This window comes from Vreelandella alkaliphila, from assembly GCF_016107625.1.
GTDB classification, from domain to species: domain Bacteria; phylum Pseudomonadota; class Gammaproteobacteria; order Pseudomonadales; family Halomonadaceae; genus Vreelandella; species Vreelandella alkaliphila.
In genome coordinates this window covers 363,715-384,193 of sequence record NZ_JABASV010000004.1, presented here as the reverse complement: position 1 = coordinate 384,193, position 20,479 = coordinate 363,715, and the positions used below count along the sequence as shown (strand labels likewise).

General features: G+C 45.3%; 10 protein-coding genes. All 10 read left to right on the top strand.

Going from position 1 to position 20,479, the window contains the following annotated elements; all coding sequences use genetic code 11:
• Positions 1-48: 48 nt before the first annotated feature.
• The 10 genes from JFC11_RS08750 (at position 49) to JFC11_RS08705 (ending at position 20,445) form a co-directional block, all read left to right on the top strand.
• Positions 49-3,267 carry a glycosyltransferase gene (locus JFC11_RS08750; protein WP_198349257.1) on the top strand — a complete coding sequence of 1,073 codons (3,219 nt, stop codon included), beginning with the start codon at positions 49-51 and terminating at the stop codon, positions 3,265-3,267.
• The gene (locus JFC11_RS08745) at positions 3,260-4,417 is read left to right on the top strand and encodes a glycosyltransferase (RefSeq protein ID WP_198349255.1); all 1,158 of its coding nucleotides are present in this window, start codon (positions 3,260-3,262) and stop codon (positions 4,415-4,417) included. The genes JFC11_RS08750 and JFC11_RS08745 overlap by 8 nt, the downstream gene beginning before the upstream one ends.
• Positions 4,418-5,956 carry a heparinase II/III domain-containing protein gene (locus JFC11_RS08740; RefSeq protein ID WP_198349253.1) on the top strand — a complete coding sequence of 513 codons (1,539 nt, stop codon included), beginning with the start codon at positions 4,418-4,420 and terminating at the stop codon, positions 5,954-5,956.
• A gap of 12 nt (positions 5,957-5,968) precedes the next feature.
• Positions 5,969-6,901, top strand: a complete 933-nt coding sequence (locus JFC11_RS08735) for a hypothetical protein (RefSeq protein ID WP_198349251.1) — start codon at positions 5,969-5,971, stop codon at positions 6,899-6,901.
• Between the two features lie 8 nt (positions 6,902-6,909).
• The gene (locus JFC11_RS08730; RefSeq protein WP_198349250.1) at positions 6,910-9,168 is read left to right on the top strand and encodes an asparagine synthetase B family protein; all 2,259 of its coding nucleotides are present in this window, start codon (positions 6,910-6,912) and stop codon (positions 9,166-9,168) included.
• A gap of 100 nt (positions 9,169-9,268) precedes the next feature.
• Positions 9,269-10,702: a mannose-1-phosphate guanylyltransferase/mannose-6-phosphate isomerase gene (locus tag JFC11_RS08725; protein ID WP_232482830.1), complete on the top strand. Its 1,434-nt coding sequence runs from the start codon at positions 9,269-9,271 to the stop codon at positions 10,700-10,702.
• A 2-nt stretch (positions 10,703-10,704) separates the two neighbouring features.
• Entirely contained in the window at positions 10,705-12,126 is a 1,422-nt protein-coding gene (locus tag JFC11_RS08720; RefSeq protein WP_198349245.1) for a phosphomannomutase, read from the top strand.
• A gap of 41 nt (positions 12,127-12,167) precedes the next feature.
• The gene (locus JFC11_RS08715; protein ID WP_198349243.1) at positions 12,168-13,931 is read left to right on the top strand and encodes an FkbM family methyltransferase; all 1,764 of its coding nucleotides are present in this window, start codon (positions 12,168-12,170) and stop codon (positions 13,929-13,931) included.
• Between the two features lie 597 nt (positions 13,932-14,528).
• Positions 14,529-19,817 (top strand): glycosyltransferase, encoded by a 5,289-nt coding sequence (locus tag JFC11_RS08710; RefSeq protein ID WP_232482829.1) that lies wholly within the window; start codon positions 14,529-14,531, stop codon positions 19,815-19,817.
• Between the two features lie 37 nt (positions 19,818-19,854).
• Complete coding sequence (locus JFC11_RS08705) at positions 19,855-20,445, top strand: LbetaH domain-containing protein (protein WP_198349241.1); 591 nt, start codon at positions 19,855-19,857, stop codon at positions 20,443-20,445.
• Positions 20,446-20,479 lie beyond the last annotated feature (34 nt).

Genomic DNA, 20,479 nt, shown 5'->3' with positions numbered 1-20,479 from the left:
CACTATTCACTATTCACTATTCACTATTCACTATTCACGGCCAAATACATGGATGATTTGTTACGCCACGCCCAACAGCTTGCAAGCCAAGCTTCAACCCCCATTGTCCAGCCGATAGAAGGGCGTTTGGCTTATGTGGTTAACGAAGGCCACAGTGCGAGCAACGGTAGCACACAGCAACTAGCGGAGGCCCTTAACCAACGAGGCCTTGAAGCCCTTTGTATCGTCCGCCCAGGGTGGCCCTGGGATCAAACGGAAGGTAATCCGCACATTACACCAGAAGCAGATATCAACGGTGTGCGTTATCTTCACTCAATGCTGCCCAGCAGTGCTTTAGGGGGCGCGCGTGCTACATTAGAGGCTACCGTAGAGAAACTGGTCAAGCTATTACGTGTGTATCGTCCTGCGGCAGTTCTGGCGGAAACGGCTGATGTAGGGTTGGCCGCATGGATAGCAGCAAAACGGTTAGGGTTAGCGTTCTTTGGGGTAGAAAGTAATAATCATATATCTGGTGATGTAGTTGAGCCAAAGAGTCTGTTTGTTGCTAAACAGGCTTTGCATCTGTTTGTAAGGAGTGAGCAATCAAGAGCGGCGCTATTGAGGAGTGGTGTAGCCGGAGAAGCCATAGAGAGAATTGCGAATCAGATTGAAGATCAAGGATTGCCAAATATATCGACTCAATGTATTGCGAAGCTACTCAGGGGAGGTAGACCAGGTAGTAAAAAGAGCGTAACAACCGCCAAAGCCGACGATCTTATTGACCTTGCATACCGGTTGATTGAAACGAAATATGCTGCATCGTCGGAACGTATTAAAGGACGTGTTGCGGTAGTGGTAAACCACGGCCAAAAGAACATTTCTAAGGGATATGCGAAACGCACACAAAAACTTTTCGCATTATTGTGTGAGAATGACTACGGACCTGTTTTTATTGAACCTTTTGATATTAATAAAAACAATAGCGTTCCGAAGTTAAGTGCTTATATGCAAGAAAATACTGGTATGCACTATGACTCTTCGGAAGGTGGGGGGGCAGTTAGTTCAGAAGCTTATTTAAAATCTAGAACTGAATATTATAGTAATCACTTTAAAGAAGTGCGTCCTGAAGCCGTCATTGTTAGCAGTGACTTTTCTGTAGCACTACCAGCAATAATTGCAGCGAAGCAGCTTTCATTGCCTGTTATGAAAGAGCACCTTCACTATGCGGATGCCTTTTTAGATGAGCTGAAACAGCCTTTTTTTGAGCTAATGAGCTTTGCCGAGCAATTTAGAATAGAACAAATCTGCTTTAATTTATCCAATCATAGATTTTACCTGTTTTATGACGATGAGCGAAGCTGTGATGCATTTTTGAGCTGTTTGAATGAGGCTGTTCAACGTAAAGAAACGAGCTCATCTCAAATAAAAATTGGTTCTAAAAAAGCTCATAAGATCAGTCTTGATATTACAGTTAGTGGTTTATATTGTCTCGAATTTGATGTTGAAGATGAAGTGGGTGGGGACCCAAGAGGCGTAGTCGCAAGCTTCAGGTTCTTTGATGATAGTGGTAGTCTGATTAAAGAAAAATTACCAGGATTTTCTGCATCGAAAGCTTATTCCCATTATCAATATATCGATACAAATAGAAGTACTGGCACTGCCAAGGTTTCAGTTTTTTCAATCCCTATAGGTATTGTCAGAGTTGAAGTAGATATTGTGGCTTTTGTTGCCCCAAGAGGTTTGAAATTAAGTGAAGTTTTTTTAAGAAAGGTTAGCGTTGCTGATTCTGCAGCTTGGTTAACGCGCCAAGTGCCTGGGCTGGGTTGGGTTAAGCTTTTAGAACCCTTTGTGCATAAAGAAGGTGCCGCGAGCCTGCGGCTTGCACTGCTTAGCTATAAATACGAACTTTCTAAGCATCGTAATGATTTGGCGCAGCTTAATGGGGCCATTCTAGAAATGGTGGAGTTGAATCGCACTTGGTTGCCTGAAATTGCTTATTTTGATAAACAATTGAATCTACCCGTTACTAATAAATTGACGGTTGCCCACCTGCATAAAACTGCTTATCCCTATGAAAATACCGGAGGGGCTATTCGTTGTTTGAATACGGCATTATCTCAGCAGCGTATTGGCATTGATCCATACATTATTACTCCAATTGGTTATCCAAGGTTTGCAGGCGTAGAGGGAGTGAAAAACCACGAAATTATTGAAGGGATCGAACATTTTCGAGTTGGGGCTAATACTGATGGTTTGAGGGGGCTTGCCCTGCCTGATCGGACTAATTATTCAGCTTTTCATATAGCCAAGATTTTAAAAGCTCGCGGAGCCAGCCTTATTCATGCAGCGTCTGGGGTCAGGGGCTATGAATTGGCTCTGCAAGCACTGGCCCTGAAAAAGTTGACTGGTTTACCATTGTTATACGAAGTTCGTTCGTTTCATGAACATACCTGGACGCCTGTGCGCAGTGATGTGATGGATCTGGAACGAACTGAGTTACGTGTGATTAAAGAAAACTTCTGTATGGAAGAGGCAGATTTCGTTACGACCATTTCATACAGTATGAAGAAAATATTGATTGAGCGTGGAGTCAGGCCGGATAGAATCGAGGTTATTCCTAATGCGATTGATGAAAGTAAATATTTAGGTAAGGTATTTGAATCGGCTTCTATCCCTATGCTTGAAGGTGCTGATTTTATAGTTGGCTATATTTCCAATATGTCTCGTCGAGAAGGGCATAAATACCTTATTGAAGCCATTCACCAGTTAAGGCATAAGACTGGCCTGGATATTCGTGGCTTGTTAGTAGGTAACGGCCCTGAACGTGCAAGCCTTGAGGATCTTTCAGCTAAATTAGGAATGAAAGACATCATCTGTTTCCCTGGTGAAATTGACCATAACGAGATAAATGCTTATTACAAGGCAATAGATCTCTTTGTCATTCCGCGTATTCCAGATTATGCCGCTGACTGGGTAACGCCTCTTAAACCCTATGAGGCAATGGCTTTGGAACGACCAATTATTGTGACTGACTTACCCGCGCTGCAGGAAATTGTAGGCAAAAATGAAGAGCGTGGGCTAGTGGCTAAACCTGCTGATGTTGAAAGCCTAGTAGAAAAGTTAAAGTTATTGATTGAAGACAGCACACTTCGTGAAAGCAAGGTAGCTACAGCAAAACAATGGGTGTTTGCTGAGCGAACCTGGAGTGCTAATGCCAAACGCTATGAGAGTATCTATCGTCGCTTGATAGAAGAAAATGTGACTGCCAGAGAGGTGCTGGATGCTTAATATTATCGACCGTCCTGAAAAGCTCTGGCAAGAGTGTGCCAAACTGGCTAAATCAACCGATGTTATAAGTGCCGAGCTATTTGACAACCCGGACGACCACTTTGTCTTGGCTTATGGGCCAGTTGCTCAGCGCAATCAATTTCAGGCGCTTTTATATTCCGCTCAGGAGAGGTTTAACGTCAGTATTCTTCCTATACATGACCTTGGGCTGTGCGGTGATATTCCCTGGCCTGGTAAAGTGATTTGCCACTTCCACTGGATTCATGGCAAAACAGGTCAGGCAAAGACCGAGACAGAGGCGAATGAGGCTGTGGTGTATTGGGAAAATCTGTTGCGCCGCATTAAGGAGAATGACCACAAAATTGTATGGACCGTTCACAACGTAATGCCTCATGAAACCGTTTGGGTCGAGCAGGATAGGAAGATTCACCAGATGATGGCCGATGCCGCCGATGCTCTGCATGTGATGGCAAGCGACAGCGCCAAACTAACGGAACAGTTTTATACGCTAGATGAGAGCAAGATGTTTGTAGTGCCTCACCCTACCTATGAAGGCGCGCAGCCGGATGAAATATCCCGTGATGAGGCACGTACCCAACTGCGGATTGATGAAGACGAGTTTGTCTTTCTCTCCTTCGGTGCGATCATGGAGTATAAGGGGTATGATCGGCTTATGGCCGCTTATGATCAACTTCGCGGCAAGACGAGAAAGAGAACCCGCTTGGTTATTGCCGGGTTACCATCGGATAAAGCGTTGGTCGAAAAGATTACCGCTTGGGGCGAAGGTAAGCCTGACGTGATCCTCGATATGACCCCAGTGCCTCACGACAAGCTGCAGGTCTATTTCCGTTCGGCGGATATTGCGGTATGCCCCTATCGGCGGACCATGAATTCCGGGGCAGCGATGATGGCGATTACTTTTGATCTTCCGGTGTTGGGGCCTAATAGCGGTGGTTTTCTGGATATAGAAACCAGCGGCTGTGGTGTCACCTTTGAGAACACCAGTGATACCGAACTATTCGAGAAAATGTGCTATTTGGCCGATAGTCAAATAGTTTCGCCGGAGGGGCTGGCGAATGCCAAGCAAGGATTGGTTCCTGCTGCTGTGTCAGATTCTTTTTTTAATAATATTAAGCAAGTGGTGGCCTAATTGGTAGAGTATTCGTCTTCTCCTTATGTAACCTGGATCAAGCATTTATCAGACTATCCTCAAAATGCTAAAGTGGTAGTGGTCAGTGAACAACAGGTTGAAATCTTGGTGCATCCTGGCCATCAACCTATGATTATTCCCTCTTCAGGAAACATTTATGAAGTAATTGATCAAGAAGATAAAACGTTACAACTATATTTCTACTCACTTGGCTGGGTGATACCTGTCCTGTCAGGTGGCGATAAACAAAAGATTTCAGCCGCTCTTAAGGTTGTCGAGAGTGTTCTAGATATTACCCCAGATGAAGAGCGCTCAGGTGCCTGGAATATGCTCTGGGATGACCACGCAATCTGTGAGCGTTTGTGTGTGTTGCTCGAATTAAAAGAGCTGCTGGTCGTCAGAAGTGTGCTTGGTGAAGCGGTAATACAAAAGATAGATGACCATGTAAAAGCGATTATCCGATATCTTGTCGAAATATTAGATAACGAAAAATGGAAGAATAACAATCACCGTGTTTTCCATTTACTAGCAGCCTTTATTTACGCTCACGCGACTACTGATGAAGAAGGGAAAAATAAATTCAGAGATCAAATTGAGGGCTTTATAAACGAATTGATTGACCAAGAAACTGGCTTCTCTCTAGAACAGTCAATAGCCTATTGTTTTTTTGATCTAGTTATTGTCAAGAATGTTATTGAAACTATGAATGGCTTATCAGCTGGATTGAATGTCGACGCCGAGCTGATCGAAAATAACCTGAATAGTCATATAGCGGCGATTTCATTTCCAGATGGAAGTATGCCAGCTTCGGGTGATTCGGCGCATGGTCGAATGCTCAGTTCCTATCAGAAAAAGTTCATGCCTGAAAACAGTGCATTGGCCGAACATTGGCGTCGCTTGGACAAGATCGGTTACTACCGTGGTGGTGCCAATGATGATAGCGTTCATTTCCTAACGCTTTCCCATAATGCGGAAAGCGCGCATGGCCATGCTTCACCACTGCATACTGATATATGGTTTGCCGATTTTGGTTTCCTTATGGTGGATGCTGGTGGGCCTTATAAGTATGGATCAAAGATAAGATATCAGTGGTACAGGGCGTCCAGGGGCCATAACTCTCTCTCCTTGAAGACATCGAATCAACAGGAACTGGAAAAGCTGTCAATTGATGTTGACTACAACCGTTCTGGATTGCGTGGAAAGGCGGACTTCAAATCCTCTTCGCACAGTCGTTCACTATTCGCATACAGCAATGAACTCTATATCCACGAAGCCGTAGCGGCGAGCGAAGAGTGGGAGGTTTATTACAACTTTGCGGAAGGCTGCGAAATTGCCCCATTGCGAGAGGGGGAGTATGCAATTACCAAATATGACTATGGTGTTCGGTTAATTCTTACTACCAACCTTGACCCTGCATCGCTAGCTATCCAGCAGACGGAAAGGTGTACAGGGCATTCCAAGTCGGTTTCAGCACCTTCTTTGGTCGTGTCGGGCAATGCTGACGTGATTGGCTGGCAGCTTTCAATCAAGCGTGGATAGAAGAGGTTTCTAGTGAGCAAAATAATTTTTGATGAAATTTTGAAAAACTATATCTTCAAGCCTGATACTTTTTGGCCAGATGACACTCTGTTTCATCACCGTAACCGTGAGAAACTTGTGAAAGCTCGTGAGATGGTAAAGGAGTTTGATAATGATGCTTTGCAAGCTCGCTTGAAAGAAGATCTCGAAAAGCGATACGAAGAAGGGCGGAAAACCTTATACGTCATCAGTTGTGGTTCTTCTGGTTGTCACTTCTTGGGTGAAATACTCTCGTCACTCGGGAATTTTGATCTAATCAAGGAAGTTTACTATCCTCCCGAGTTGTTACGACTATGTCGTGAGGGGGATCTTTCCGAAAAAGAGCGGATGATGCTGTTTGATCTGGTAAGTTATTTCCCTTCGAGAGGAGTGAAGAAGAATAAATCTGATATAGTTCCAGTTAATATAATGCACTTGCGCCCTGATACTCCGACTAGGTTTGTCAAGGAGATGGGGGGGCATCACATCATCCTTCTGATGCGTAACCCATTTGATATTGCGTATTCGCGTACCTTCCGTAAAGATGACTATAGAAAAGAAGTTGATCCGAGAGCTTCGGATATAGCTTATTTGGAAAAGCAAATAAATAATGTGAAAAGATTTTATTTCCTGGCAAGTAAAAGCTCAAATGCTTTTGACGATGTTGTAAGGTATGAGGATTTAGTCAATGATCCACTTTCATCGGTTTATGATTTACTATTAGTTGCTAAGGAGAAATTCCCAGGGGTATGGGAGGATAGATTGAAATTAACTGATGCTAGGGGTTTTGTAGGAAGTGGTAAATCAATAAATTTCAATAATAAGAAAGAAAGACATGTAAATAAGGAAGCTTGCGACCTCTTGGTCAAAGAATTGTCTCAACTTTCTTGTGAAATGGGCTATGTTTTGCCTAATTATCTAATCTAAGGTTTTTTATGTCAGTTTACATTTCTATTTTTTCAAAAAAAGATAAACCTCTTCCAGAGTACAATGATTTCCTGCCATATGTTTTTGATAGTGATAAAGCTAATTTTTGTTACGTAGCTAATAAAAGAAGCCTAATTTATGTATGGCAATGGGGTAGCGTAATTGACAATTCTATTGTAGAAGATGTTTCTGGTCAGCTGTTTGTACAAGGTTTATCAAATCCGCAAGTAAAAAAATATTTATTTGAAATTTTGACTGGTGCTGATCAAAAAATTGATCATGAAAAAATCGGATTTCCTTTATCATCTGTCTTTTTAAATGAAAAATTTTTGTCTGGGTACGCCTCGTTTGGTGTGCTAGAACTTTCCTATTATGTTGAAACTGAAGACTACTTTGCAATATCTAATCGGGTTGGCTTGTTAGCTTGCTTGTCCAGTCCTAGCTTGAATGCTGAAGGACTAGCTAAGCTTATAGGGAAAGGGCATATGATAGATAGCTCAACCGTTTTTCATGGTATAAAAAAGCTTATGCCTGGCCAACATATACTATATCACTATGAACAAGGTTTTGATCTTAAAGATCCAGATTATTCTGAAGTTTTTTCAAATCTAGAGGTCGAAGAAGCTATTGCATTAGTTGATGAAGGATTGAATGACTATAAGTCTATTATGGAGAGTGAGTTTCCAAAATCTTTAAATCTCTCCGGTGGAAAGGATAGCCGTGCTGTTCTTGCTATGCTTAATTATTACAGTTCAATTGATAAAAACCTTTCCTTGAGAACAACAGGTTCATCATATTCTCCTGAAGTACTTGCAGCTAAGGAGGTCATTAGATCTTTAGGTGAGCAGAGATGTAAATGGAACAATGTTTCAAGTTTTAATAAGCCAGTGCCTGAATCCGGTGGACTTATAAGAAAAATAGCACAGACATTAAATGCCAATGAAGGCCTTGCAAGCTTCTGGGGATGGAGAAAATTCACAAGGTCTAATGTTGCTAGCTTTGGCGGCCATGAAGTATCTTTCAAGTATCCTGTAAATAAGTTAGAAAAAAAATATTTTTTAGAGGGCCACAAGAATTATATCGACCCCAATAAAGTTATTACTCCTGATTATTTTGATGACATTTTTTATAAATATAAGAAAAATATGACTTCGGTTTTAGATACGATTCCGGAGGCTAAGTATAGTGCTTACCATGTTGCCTTTAATAGAACTCCTTGCGCGCAAGCCACGCTTGGTTCTATGATGCAAAATATTGGCGGTTGTCAAATAAATCCGCTTATGAACTACAAGTTCTCTAGAGCGCTATCTGGTATCTCGCATCGTTTCATCGATAGTGAATTCATGTTGTTTTATTTAATGTATAAAGGTGATAAGAAGCTCCCGTACCTACCGTTTTGCAACGATAACTGGTCTAAAAAGTTACCTGAGGTTTTATCTTCAAATGGCTTTGAGTATTCCCATGACTTGCTAAGCTCGCTTCCTTATTTCTTTGATTCTGCTCTGCCAGAGCATAAGTTTGTGGGGCATACTTCAGAACGAGAGGAATTTTTTACTCTGGTTAAAAAGATACTTCCTGGAATTCTTTCTGATCAGAGAGAAAGTCTTGATTTTTTAAACTATCGGCTAGTGGGTGAGTGGCTGAAGACTCCTTATGAGAAAATGCCAAGATCTGTAGCTTCTTCTCTTTCTTCAGTGTTTTCAGTAGCGTTAATTTTAACCTTCAAAAATGATTTTTTGCGGTATGATAAAGTTAATAAAGTTGAAGAAGAGATTGGCGGGATGCTGTCTAGTGACTTGGGGAAAGTTGATAAAGAGAGTGTTTATCTTGATAGAATAAGGGCTTGCACAGAAAGTATTACCCAGTTAGTCAATCAAAAGAGGGCGCTGGCTGATCCTGATTTAGAGTTTAAGATAGCTGATTCAGCAGTTTTGCTAAATCAAGATAAGCCTTGGCATGCGAATGTAAATGGTGAGGTCGGAAAAAATGTTAGAATAAAAGGAGTTATTGCCAGAAGTCCTCAAACAAAAGACAAAGTATCAGTTAGGCTTTCTTTTTTTGATCAGGAAGGGAATAGTATAAAGCTTCAAGGCTTTTCTTGGCATAATCGCCTAGAGTGTTATACGATGGGTTTATTGAAAAGAGATGGTGGGAAAGCTTTTGATCTAGTGTTTAATATTGAAGAAAAGCCTGTGATTAAATCTGTTAAAATATTTTGTTTAGATACTGCATATATTATCAATGAGCCTTGTGTGATTTTTGAATAATTTTTATCAATTGCTATTTTTAATATTGCTGTTAATATTTTTTTGGGAAATTATTGTTTTTTTTCGCTAATTTCGTTGAGTGTTTTTACGAGGTGTTGGTTTGAATATTGTTATTGCTGCTGGCGGTGCAGGCTCACGCCTTTGGCCCGTTTCTCGTGAAGCAAATCCCAAGCCTTTTATTAAGATGGATGATGGGGTTTCGCTGCTTCAAAAAACATTTTTGCGAGGAAAGAATGCTGGTGTTATTGAAAGTGTGACTACAGTCACTAATTGCGAGTTATTCTTCCGCACTGAGGATGAGTACCGCGAACTTTCGCCTTCTATACCGCTTCATTATCTGCTGGAGCCTTTTGGGCGTAATACGGCACCGGCTATCTGTGCGGCTGCTGTGGAGCTTAAAGAGCGCTATGGCGATGATGCGTTAATGCTCGTCTTACCAGCCGATCATTTGGTGAAAAATGAAGAAGCCTTCAATGAAGCGGTTGCTTTAGCTGCGGAAGCAGCATCGGAAGGAAAATTAGTGACTTTTGGCATTAAGCCAACTCATGCTGAAACTGGGTTTGGGTATATTGAAGTATCCGTGGGTGACAATGTAGCCTCGAACCAGGTACTTGATGTAGCGCGTTTTGTTGAGAAGCCAAGCCTTGAATTAGCGGAGCAGTATTTGGAAGGAGGGCGGCACCTCTGGAATTCTGGGATGTTCTGCTTCCGCGTGGGTACCTTGATGGATGAACTGAACATTCATGCAGCTGAACTGGTTCATAACGTGATGGCTGCGCTGGAGGCATCCAGTCACAGCGAGGGAGCAGGGCACACGGTTACCCGGTTGATGCCTGAAACCTTTGGTCAAGTGGTCGATGATTCCATCGATTATGCCTTGATGGAGAAGTCCGAGCGGGTAGCCGTGGTGCCCTGTGACCTGGGCTGGAGCGATATTGGTTCCTGGCAGGCCATGGCAGACCTTGTAGAACCGGATGAGACAGGCAACCGCGTAGTGGGAGCAGCGGAGCTTGAAGACTGCCACAATACGTATATCCGCAGCCCTCACCGCTTGACAGCAGCGGTAGGTGTTGAAGATTTGGTGATTGTGGATACTGCTGATGCCTTGTTGGTTGCACATAAGGATCGCAGCCAGGATGTCAAAAAAATTGTTCAGCGTCTAAAAGCTAACGGCAATGAGCTTCATCAGCATCATGTGACTGTTCACCGGCCATGGGGCACCTACACAGTGTTGGAAGAAGGTGAAGGCTTCAAGATGAAGCGCATTGAGGTCAAACCGGGAGCGTCCCTGTCTTTGCAAATGCACCACCACCGTAGTGAACATTGGATAGTTGTGAGAGGAACGGCGAAAGTCGTGAATGGTGACCAAGAAATTTTGCTACGTACCAATGAATCAACTTATATTCCTGCCGGGCATCAACATCGCCTGGAAAACCCGGGCATCATTCAACTGGTAATGATTGAAGTCCAAAGTGGTGATTATCTGGGCGAAGATGATATCGTCCGTTTTGAAGATAACTACGGTCGGTGTTGATAATGACAAAAGTCATCAAGGATATTATTGAGCAGAGTGGTATTGCCTTTGGTACCAGTGGGGCAAGAGGTCTGGTAGAGCAGTTCGAGCATGATGTATGTGCGGCCTTTACGGCCGCTTTTTTGTCTGTCATGCGTGAGTATGGTGAAGTCAACCAGCTGGCCATAGGGCTGGATCGTCGCCCGAGCAGCCCTGCCATGGCTGCAGTTTGCAGTGCGGCGGCCAGAGCGCTGGATATTGAGGTGTATGATTATGGTGTGCTACCAACGCCCGCATTAGCGCTTCAGGCGATGGCAGATGGTGTGCCTGCTATCATGATTACCGGTAGTCACATTCCTTTTGATCGTAACGGTATCAAATTCTACCGACCTGAGGGGGAAATCACCAAGGCAGATGAACAGGCCATCATGCAGGTGGCCGACGAGCTTCCCGTACTGGGCACCATAGAGCGTGCACCAGTGAATGAGGCTGCCAACTGTCGTTATCTTTCCCGTTACAGCGAATGGTTTTCAGGGCAACCGCTTAATGGCTTAAGGGTTGGGCTTTATCAACATTCTGCTGCGGGGCGTGATCTCAACCAAGTGGTGTTGAAGGCACTAGGTGCTGAGGTCGTGGTTCTAGGGCGCAGCGAGGAGTTTGTACCGGTAGATACTGAAGCCGTTAGCAGTGAAGACCGTATCAAAGGCAGAGATTGGGCAAGTCAGTATCAACTGGATGCACTGCTGACCACTGACGGTGATGGTGACCGCCCTCTGCTGGCTGATGAAAAGGGGAACTGGCTGCGTGGTGATATTGTTGGTTTACTGTGTGCCCGTGAACTCGGCATTGAGGCATTAGCTGTTCCTGTCAGCTGCAATACGGCTATAGAAACGTGTGGTGTTTTTGATCAGGTGGAGAGAACCCGTATTGGTTCTCCCTATGTGCTTTCAGCAATGGAACGCCTTGCTGGCAAACATAACCGTGTAGCAGGTTTTGAGGCTAATGGTGGCTTTCTTCTCGGTACTGCGTTGGTAGAGGGAGAGAAGTGTCTTGATGCATTGCCAACACGTGATGCTTTGCTGCCTGCATTAACACTTATGGTGGCGGCAGCCCGCAAAGGCAAAGCGCTTTCTGTCTTGGTAGAAGAAATCCCAGCACGTTATACAGCTAGTGACCGTCTCAAGAACTTTCCTACGGATCAGAGCAAATACCTGTTGGCTCAATGGCAAGAAAATCTGGCCGTCATGCAGCAAGCGCTTGGTTTCAAGCACACCATCATCAACGTGGATACCACAGATGGGCTGCGTGTTACTTTTGATAATGGTGATATCGTACATTTTCGCCCTTCAGGTAATGCGCCTGAACTGCGCTGTTATACTGAAGCTAAAACACAAAAAGAAGCGGAAGCATTAGTTGTTAATGTATTACAAAAAGTCAGAAAATAAAATGTCGGATAAACCAATCTGTAAAAATAAAAGAGGGCTGTATGAACTTTTTTTTATGGTCTGATGCTTCTAGTGATCGTTATAAAATGACACTTAAGCAAGAGCCTTTTCAGCCTTTTCTTTTCTTGAGCTTTCTGGAGTTTTCACAGGCCGAGGTTGTTCTTGATATTGGTGCAAATGTCGGGGTGTATAGCTTGCTTTCCACCTTGTCAGACTCTGTTAGAAAAGTTTATGCATTTGAGCCTGATAATGACGCTTATGAGCAGTTGAAAAAAAATACACTTTTAAATAGTGTGGATGGTAAGTTAATAACTAGTAATTCAGCTGTGTCGGATAAAATTGGTGTTTTGAAATTTGGCACTCATTTGCCAATGTCAGGTGTCAATAGTGTCGTTGATTCTTCGATTCATGACCCAAAGATATTTAAGGATACAAAAGATATTGAGTCAGTGACTATCGACTCTTTGATAAGTTTAAAGGGAAAAGTTCTAGGATTGAAGATAGATGTAGAAGGACATGAGCTAAATGTTATTCGCGGCGCTAAGGAGGTGCTAATTGCTTCGCCCGCATTTATTCAGATTGAACATTACGCAGGTGATAATATTGATTATGAGTTGGAGGAGCTAGGTTATTTCCGCTTTTTTGTGGCGGGTCATGATCATTACTTCACCAATATTAGTAACTTTGCCAGCCCATTGTTTATTAAGTCTGCTTTGGAGCACGCTAGTGCTTGCCTCATTGAGAGTCAATTAGAAAGATGGCCTGTTGATAAAACTATTAAAAGTGCGCTGGCCTTGGGTTATGAAATAAGTGGTAACCTAGTAAAAGTATGGTCAAAAAAAGATGATAGGTTTTTTACAGATGATGTTGAGTATGCCTTTTACTTAATGGAAAATGGCAAAAAAACTGACGAGGCTTGGTATTCATCTGATGGAGCTGCATCCTTTACCATAAATGAAAGTGCCGAAAAAGTTGAAATAAAGGGGTTTGTTCGTGAAAAAAGCATGCCCGATAAAAAAATAGCAGTCGGAATATTTGTTAAACATCCCGTTGTTGGTTATCGCCCAGAATCAGCTGTAAAGAATGCTTTAGGCTTGCCCAGTAAACATGCTGCAGTTTTTAACTGGTTATATGGTTTGAGCTTAGGTTCTGAAGATATTGAAATTTCTCTTTTGAGTTATGCTGCCAACTTTAAAAGTTTTATTCAGTTAGGCGGAAGTGCGGATTTTATAAATCTGTTAAAAGTGAAGGGTTTTGAGTTTGGTGAAAAGTATGCTGTTAGCCGTTGTGTTAGATTCGGTGTAAGTGTTGAGCCTGAAGATAATTTTTCAGAATGTATAAGTGATAAGGGTTTCGAAAAATATTTGGTTAAAGACTCTCAAGGTCTTGAATCTGCCTGTTTAGACCTAATAAAAAAAATAAAAACGCCAACACTGATATTGTTAAGAGGTCAGTTTCTTGCTGATATTGAAGCTGATGTATCGTCGTTGCGGGTGTTGTTCGATGGGTTACCTCTAGACAGTGTTCTTTATGCTGAAAAATTGTCCAACGCTTCGTATCGTAATGCATTGCATGACATTGCTATTAAGAACGATATTGAAATAATATGGTTGCCCCCAGCTTCAAAAATTCTGCCACGTGATAGGCAAAAAAGTTATCAGTCAGAAAATTATTTGAAGGGACATAGCACAGCTAACGCAATGTATGCTGATTTTTTTGATGTGGCCTCATCTTTATCGAGTCAGGGTATGCATCCTGAAAAAGCGCTAGGTTTAGACTTCTCCTTGCCTGAAGAGAGGCGTTGATAGCCTGTGAGAAATTGTGCCTTCTTTGAGCATAGGTTGCGTGTCCTACCATTCCGTCATCCCTGCGTGTCTTACCACTCTGTCATTCCCGCGTGTTCTTAGCGGGAATCCATGTTGCTTCAGACGGCTGAGCCTCAGCGGATAAGGTCAAACTGGATTCCCGATAACCCCATTCGGGAATGACTGTTATGGGGTGGGTTCGGGAGTGACGGTTATGGGGTGGGCTTTCTGAACTAACATTCCTGCCTACCAAGCCACTTCGTCATTCCTGTGTGTCCTGCCACTCTGTCATTCCCGCGTGCCCTTAGCGGGAATCCAAGTTGATTCAGGTGGCCGGGCCTAAGCGGGTAAGGTCAAACTGGATTCCCGATAACCCCATTCGGGAATGACGGGTATGGGGCGTGGCCGGATATGGGATCGGTTCGGGAATGATGGGGCTGGGCGAGGCTAGGAAGGACGCTGTTATATCCGTAACGAGGTATCTTCAAACCTTCTATTCTGTCGGTTTTTCGCTTTACTTGTATCATGGTGTGCAAGTATCACCGCATCGAATTCTTTACTTTTATTTATAAATTTCACTTTTTGACCAGGTATTACATGGACGCCCTGATTAAACACGCGGAACAGTTAGCCCAGCATCGCCTTCCTTTTATTGCTCAGCCGGTTGCTGGGCGGGTGGCTTATGTCGTTAATCATGGTCAGTACGACGCGACCAATGGTGATGCAGTTCGCACACAGGGTATTGCAGAAGCACTGAACCATCAGGGGTTAGAGGTGCTGTGTCTTGTACGCCCTGGATGCCCATGGGCATTTTATGCCAAACGCGAACTTTCGCCTGATGTCGAGGTGAATGGGGTAACCTACATTCAATCGCGCTGGCCTTATGGTGTGGTGCCGCGGGGGCAGCTGGCTAATTTGAATGCCAGTGTGGAGTGTTTTGTTGAACGGTTTCGGGTGTATCGGCCTGCGGTGGTGGTGGCTGCGTCTAATTGGGAAACGGCGTTACCTGCCTGGGTGGCGGCGAAGCGGATGGGGTTACCATTTTGCTTTGAAGTGCGCAGCTTCGGGGAGATTGCCAACGATGCCCGCGAGCCAGGGTATGCCCACACACTAGGTTTTCGAGAAGAGGCAGCGCGGGATAGTTTTATTGCTCGTAACGCTAACCAAGTCTTTACCCTTAATGCATCAATGAAAGCGGAATTGATTAAGCGTGGGGTTCAGCCGCAGCGTATTAGTGTCGTACCGAATGGCCTCCGCGAGTTGCCTGAGATTCAGTTTATTGACGCAGGACTGAAGCGTCAGTTGGAAATCTGGGAAGGTGACAATGTTATTGGTTACCTTGGTAGCTTTCATGCTTACGAAGGGTTGGATGTCCTGTTTCAAGCCTGTGAATCACTGATAAGTAAAGGTATTAACATTAAGTTGTTACTGGTGGGAGATGAGCAGCCGCTCACCAGCGCTGTTAATAGTCATCAGCGTGATGCAGATAAACCATGGCTCATTCAAGTAGGCCGGGCATCTGAAGAGCAGTTAGCGAAGTATTACGCGCTTATGGACTGTGTGGTTATTCCACGTAAAGCCGTGCCGCTATGTGAGCTGACTCCACCCACAAAAGTACTGGAAGCGCTGGCCTATGGTAAGCGGTTGGTCATGTCGAAGCTTCCTGCTCTAGAAGATGCTTGCCCGGTGGTGAAGGGGGTTAGCTTTGCCAAAGCGGATGACGTAGAGGCGTTAGTCGCTGCCATGGCGCAAGTACTGGAAGATGTACGTGTTGAGCGGTTAAGTAATGAGCAGAGTGCTGAGCAGGAAGGCGTGCAGAGTAACGCTGTTCTTCAAGGGCTAGACACCAACGTGCTGACATTTAGCCGCTTGACTCAGGGAATGGTAGAGACCCTGGAAATGGTGGTAAACGAGCCAACACCGCTATTAGCGTTGCCGCAACCCCAGAATGAGCCTGAAGGCTTAGACGACGTTACTTACTCAATGGCCAGCCAATGGTTCTATAAAGAGGGTCGCCTGACCGATACGCTGCTGGCGTTACAAAGCCTGCAAGCTCGTGGGGTTAAATTTGATAAACCTAAGCGCGATTTCGAGGCCTTCGTAGCGGGCTTAGCGCGCCTTAAAGGTGGTATGGCGCTGCCGCCTCGCCAACCCAACGCCGGGCTGATGAGCCGCCGCCAGCAAGTGTTGTACTGTTTACACCAGTCGGTTCCCCATGCCACTAACGGCTATTCGACTCGCTCTCATGGTATCGCGGTGGGCTTGCAAGAATCTGGCTGGAACGTGCGTGCGACGACACGACCTGGCTTTCCGTGGGACGGCGGCGCTAAAGGATTGCCCCGTGGTTACCATGAAGCCACTGTCGATGGCGTGGCCTACGCGGCGTGTGCTGGCTGGAACCTTGCCAAAACTCCGCTGGACCTCTACCTAGCAGAGGCTGCTGACCACTACCTGCGTGAAGCGCAAACCAGTGGTGCGGAAGTTATCGTGGCAGCGTCGAATCATATTACCGCCTTGCCAGCGTTAATAGCGGCACGACGCCTGGGTTTACCGTTTGTTTATGAAGTTCGCGGTCTGTGGGAAATCACGCAAGCCTCTACCCAGCCTGAATGGGCAGGCTCCGAACGTTACCAACTGATGCGTGAACTAGAGCAGCAGGCTGCTCTCGAGGCAGATTTAGTTATTACCCTAACCGAAGAACTGGCCGATGAACTCGCCAGTTGGGGCGTAGCGCGTGAGCGAATTACGGTAGTACCTAATGCCGTTAACGCTGAACGCTTTACCCCAAGGCCTGCCGATATCGACGTGGCGCGCCAACTAAAACTACCTGCGGGTGTACCGGTTATCGGTTATGCGGGTAGCGCGGTAGCCTATGAAGGGCTGGAACTGCTGCTGGAAGCGTTAGCTAAGCTTAAGTCACGGGGGCAAGAGTTTGTCTTTGTGCTGGTGGGGGATGGCAAGGTTATTGATGCCGTTAAAGCCACCGCCAAGACGTTAGGAATTGAAAAGAACTGCCGCTTTACAGGGCGGGTAGCGTTTGAACAGGTGCCACGTTATTTATCGTGCATGGATATTATGCCGATACCGCGGCTTTCCTCAGCGGTTACTGAAATGGTATCGGCACTCAAACCGCTTGAAGCTATGGCAATGGGGAAGGCGGTGGTGCTTTCCGATGTGTCGCCCCATCAGGTAATGGCGGGCCCAACTGGCGAACGTGCGCGGTTATTTGAAAAAGACAACGCGGTGGCGCTAAGCGATGCGATTGAAGCGCTAATCAACAACCCCACAGAGCGTGAGCGTTTGGGCAAGGCAGCCCGTGCTTGGATTGACCGAGAGCGCACCTGGAATCACGTTACTAGTATTTATGCCCGTAGCTTGCAGCAGTTGCGTGAGTCGCTGGCTTCACGCCAGCAGGCGCAAGAGCCCGAAGCTAAAACCCTTTCGCAGCTAACGCTGGGGTTGATTGGCGATACGTTCACGACCGACACGCTGGCAAGTGCCGTCACAGTAGTGCCGCTTTCACCGGACAACTGGCGTGAGCAGATTAAAGAACAGCCCATTGATGCGCTGTTTGTAGAATCCGCTTGGAAGGGCAATGACTGGCAGTGGTTCCGCCAAGTAGGGCATTACAGCGTGCATGAGTTTGCAACGCTTGATGCCTTGTTGACGCATTGCCGCCGCAAGGGTATTCCGTCGTTATTCTGGAATAAGGAAGACCCGGTTCACTTTGACCGCTTCCGCGCGACCGCCGCTAAGTGTGACCATGTGTTTACGACCGATAGTCGGCGGATTATTCCCTACCTCACTACGCCCGGTGCGTTGACTCAAACGGCCAGTAGCGCGCCGTTCTATGCCTCACCGAAGATTCACAACTTACTGCCTTCTACCCGTGAATGGCAGCCAACGGCCGCTTATGGCGGTACCTATTATGGTAAGCGCTATCCTGAGCGCACCGAATACATGGACAAAATCATGAGCGCGGCAGCCCCCTTAGGCTTGACGCTTTATGATCGCCAGCACGATGATCCCACATCGCCCTACAAATACCCTGGCGGCTTGGGTAACTATGTGGCAGGCAGCCTCAGTTATGAGGAGATGATCCAGGCTTACAAAGCTCATCCGGTGCAAATTAATGTCAACTCGGTGCTGGATTCGCCAACAATGTTTTCGCGCCGTGTTGTGGAAACCGCTGCCTGCGGCTCACCTATGCTTTCCGGCCCAGCCCTTGGCATGAACCGTTATCTGGAAGGGGCGGGTCATGTGGTTCGCACCGAAAGCGATGCCGCCCAGGCGCTTGAAAATCTGATGCATTATCCTGCATACCGCTGGCGCGTGGCGCTGAAAGGTGCCCGTGCGGTTATGCGTGCCCACACCACAGAGCTACGCCTGACCCAAATGCTGCGCACTGCCGGCATGGTTGTTCAGGCACCCGAACCACCGGCGTACTCTATTTATACGTCTGAAATGACCCCGGCGGGTGCGCAGCGCGTGTTAGCACAAACCGTTCGCCCGATATGTATTGTTAGTCGTGAATGGCAGGCGGGTACTCGTGCCCAGCTAGAAGCGGAGGGTATTCGCTGCGCAACGCCGGATGGCGAACGTGTGGCTGCAGAAACGCTTTGGTTGCTGGCTAATCCGCGTGCGTTGGAAGGATTGGAAGCGGAAGACCTCGAAGACCTGATTTGGCCAACGTTTTATGCCCCCCATAAGCGCATTGCTTTCAGTCGACAAGCGGTGCTTGAAGAAGGTGCCTGGCCGGGGGTGGCAGTGGAAAATTCTTCTATCGATACGTCATTGCAGTTGCTTCGCCCAGATGCGGAAATGGCACTTTCCCAGCTTCAGAAATGGGGGTCGCGTAAGCCCACCTTGACGCTTCGCAAACCACCTCAAGTTCATGCTAAGGCTCCCAATGTGCCACCTAAGAAAACGGTCGTGATTGCAGGGCACGATCTCAAATTTATTAAGCCGTTTTATCCTTACTTCACGAAAGCAGGGATGCGGGTATTGCTAGATTTTTGGACCGGCCATAATCATCACAATGAAACCGCTAGTAAGCGCTTAGTGCGCCAAGCCGATACCGTGTTCTGTGAGTGGACCCTGGGTAACGCTATTTGGTATGCCAAGCATAAAATTGAAGGACAACGATTGGTAGGGCGCTTACACGCTCAAGAACTGCGCAATGTGTTGTTTGACCAAGTGCCCTTCGATGCCTTTGATAAGGTGATTTTTGTCGGCCCGCATATGCTGCGTAACGCCCAGCAACGCAATCCAGCACTGAAGAAAAATGGCGTGGTCATTTATAACGGCGTTGATATCGATGCCATGCAGGCGGTACCGCGACAACCCACTAATGGCAAAGTGTTGGGCTTAGTCGGTATGGTGCCGCAAAGCAAGCGCTTAGACCGTGCGCTGGATATTCTGAAAGAGCTACGCAAAGAAGACACCGATTATATTCTGCGGGTAAAAGGAAAGCGGCCAGAAGACTTTGCTTGGATGGTCATGCACCGGCCTGAAGAAATGGCTTGGTATGAAGAACAGTATCGTCGACTACAAGATGACCCGCTTCTAAAAGATGCCGTGATTTTCGACCCGCATGGCAATGATATGCCCCAATGGTATGCAGGGGTTGATTTCATTCTTTCGGTAAGTGACCACGAAAGCTTCCACCTAGCGGTAGCCGAAGGCGCGGCCAGTGGCTGTACCCCCATTGTATTGCCATGGGAAGGTGCGGATGAGATTTATCCGAAGGAGTGGGTCTACCTGGATACTGAAAAGGCAGTAAGGGGAATTCAGAATAATATATTTAACCAAAATTTATATTTAAATCTCTCTAGATCAGATTTTGATTTGCAGCTTGTTAAAGAGCAGATTTTACATTCATGTTGATATTGATTGTTTATCCAATTTCACTCTTGGAGTCTCTATGGATTATCTAGAAAGATATTTAGATATTTATAACGATGCTTTGGATGCAATACCTTCTATATATTATTTATGGGAAAAAGCACAACCCTATGTAGAAAAAGGGGATGAAAAGAAGATTAAAAAGATTGAAAATTTAATTTTTCTTATCCATAACTCAGTGGTGTCACCTAAGACAAAATTAGGGGAGGGTGTTAAATTCGCTTATGGTGGTATTGGTACTGTGTTGCATAAAGATGCGGTTATTGGCAATGGGGTAGCCATAGGGCAAGGAGTAACTATCGGAGGTTCTCCAGGTAAATTTGGGACTAATGATGATGGTTCTAGGTTTTTTGTTCCTAATATTAAAGATAATGTTTACATAGCAGCAGGTTGCAGGGTTTTTGGTGGGGTGAATATAGGTAAGTTTAGTATTATAGGGGCTAATTCTGTTGTAGTAACTGATGTTGAAGATTTTTCAGTTTATGTCGGGCAGCCTGCGAGTAAGAAAATTAAAATAACTAAAGATAATTGTCTAAAGTATCGATCTTTTTTTCACTACACTAAAGAAGCTGGAAAAGAAGAATATATGTCTTGTTTTCCTGATATGTGATTTTTTTCTATGCTAGCAAGTAAAGTTATGAAAA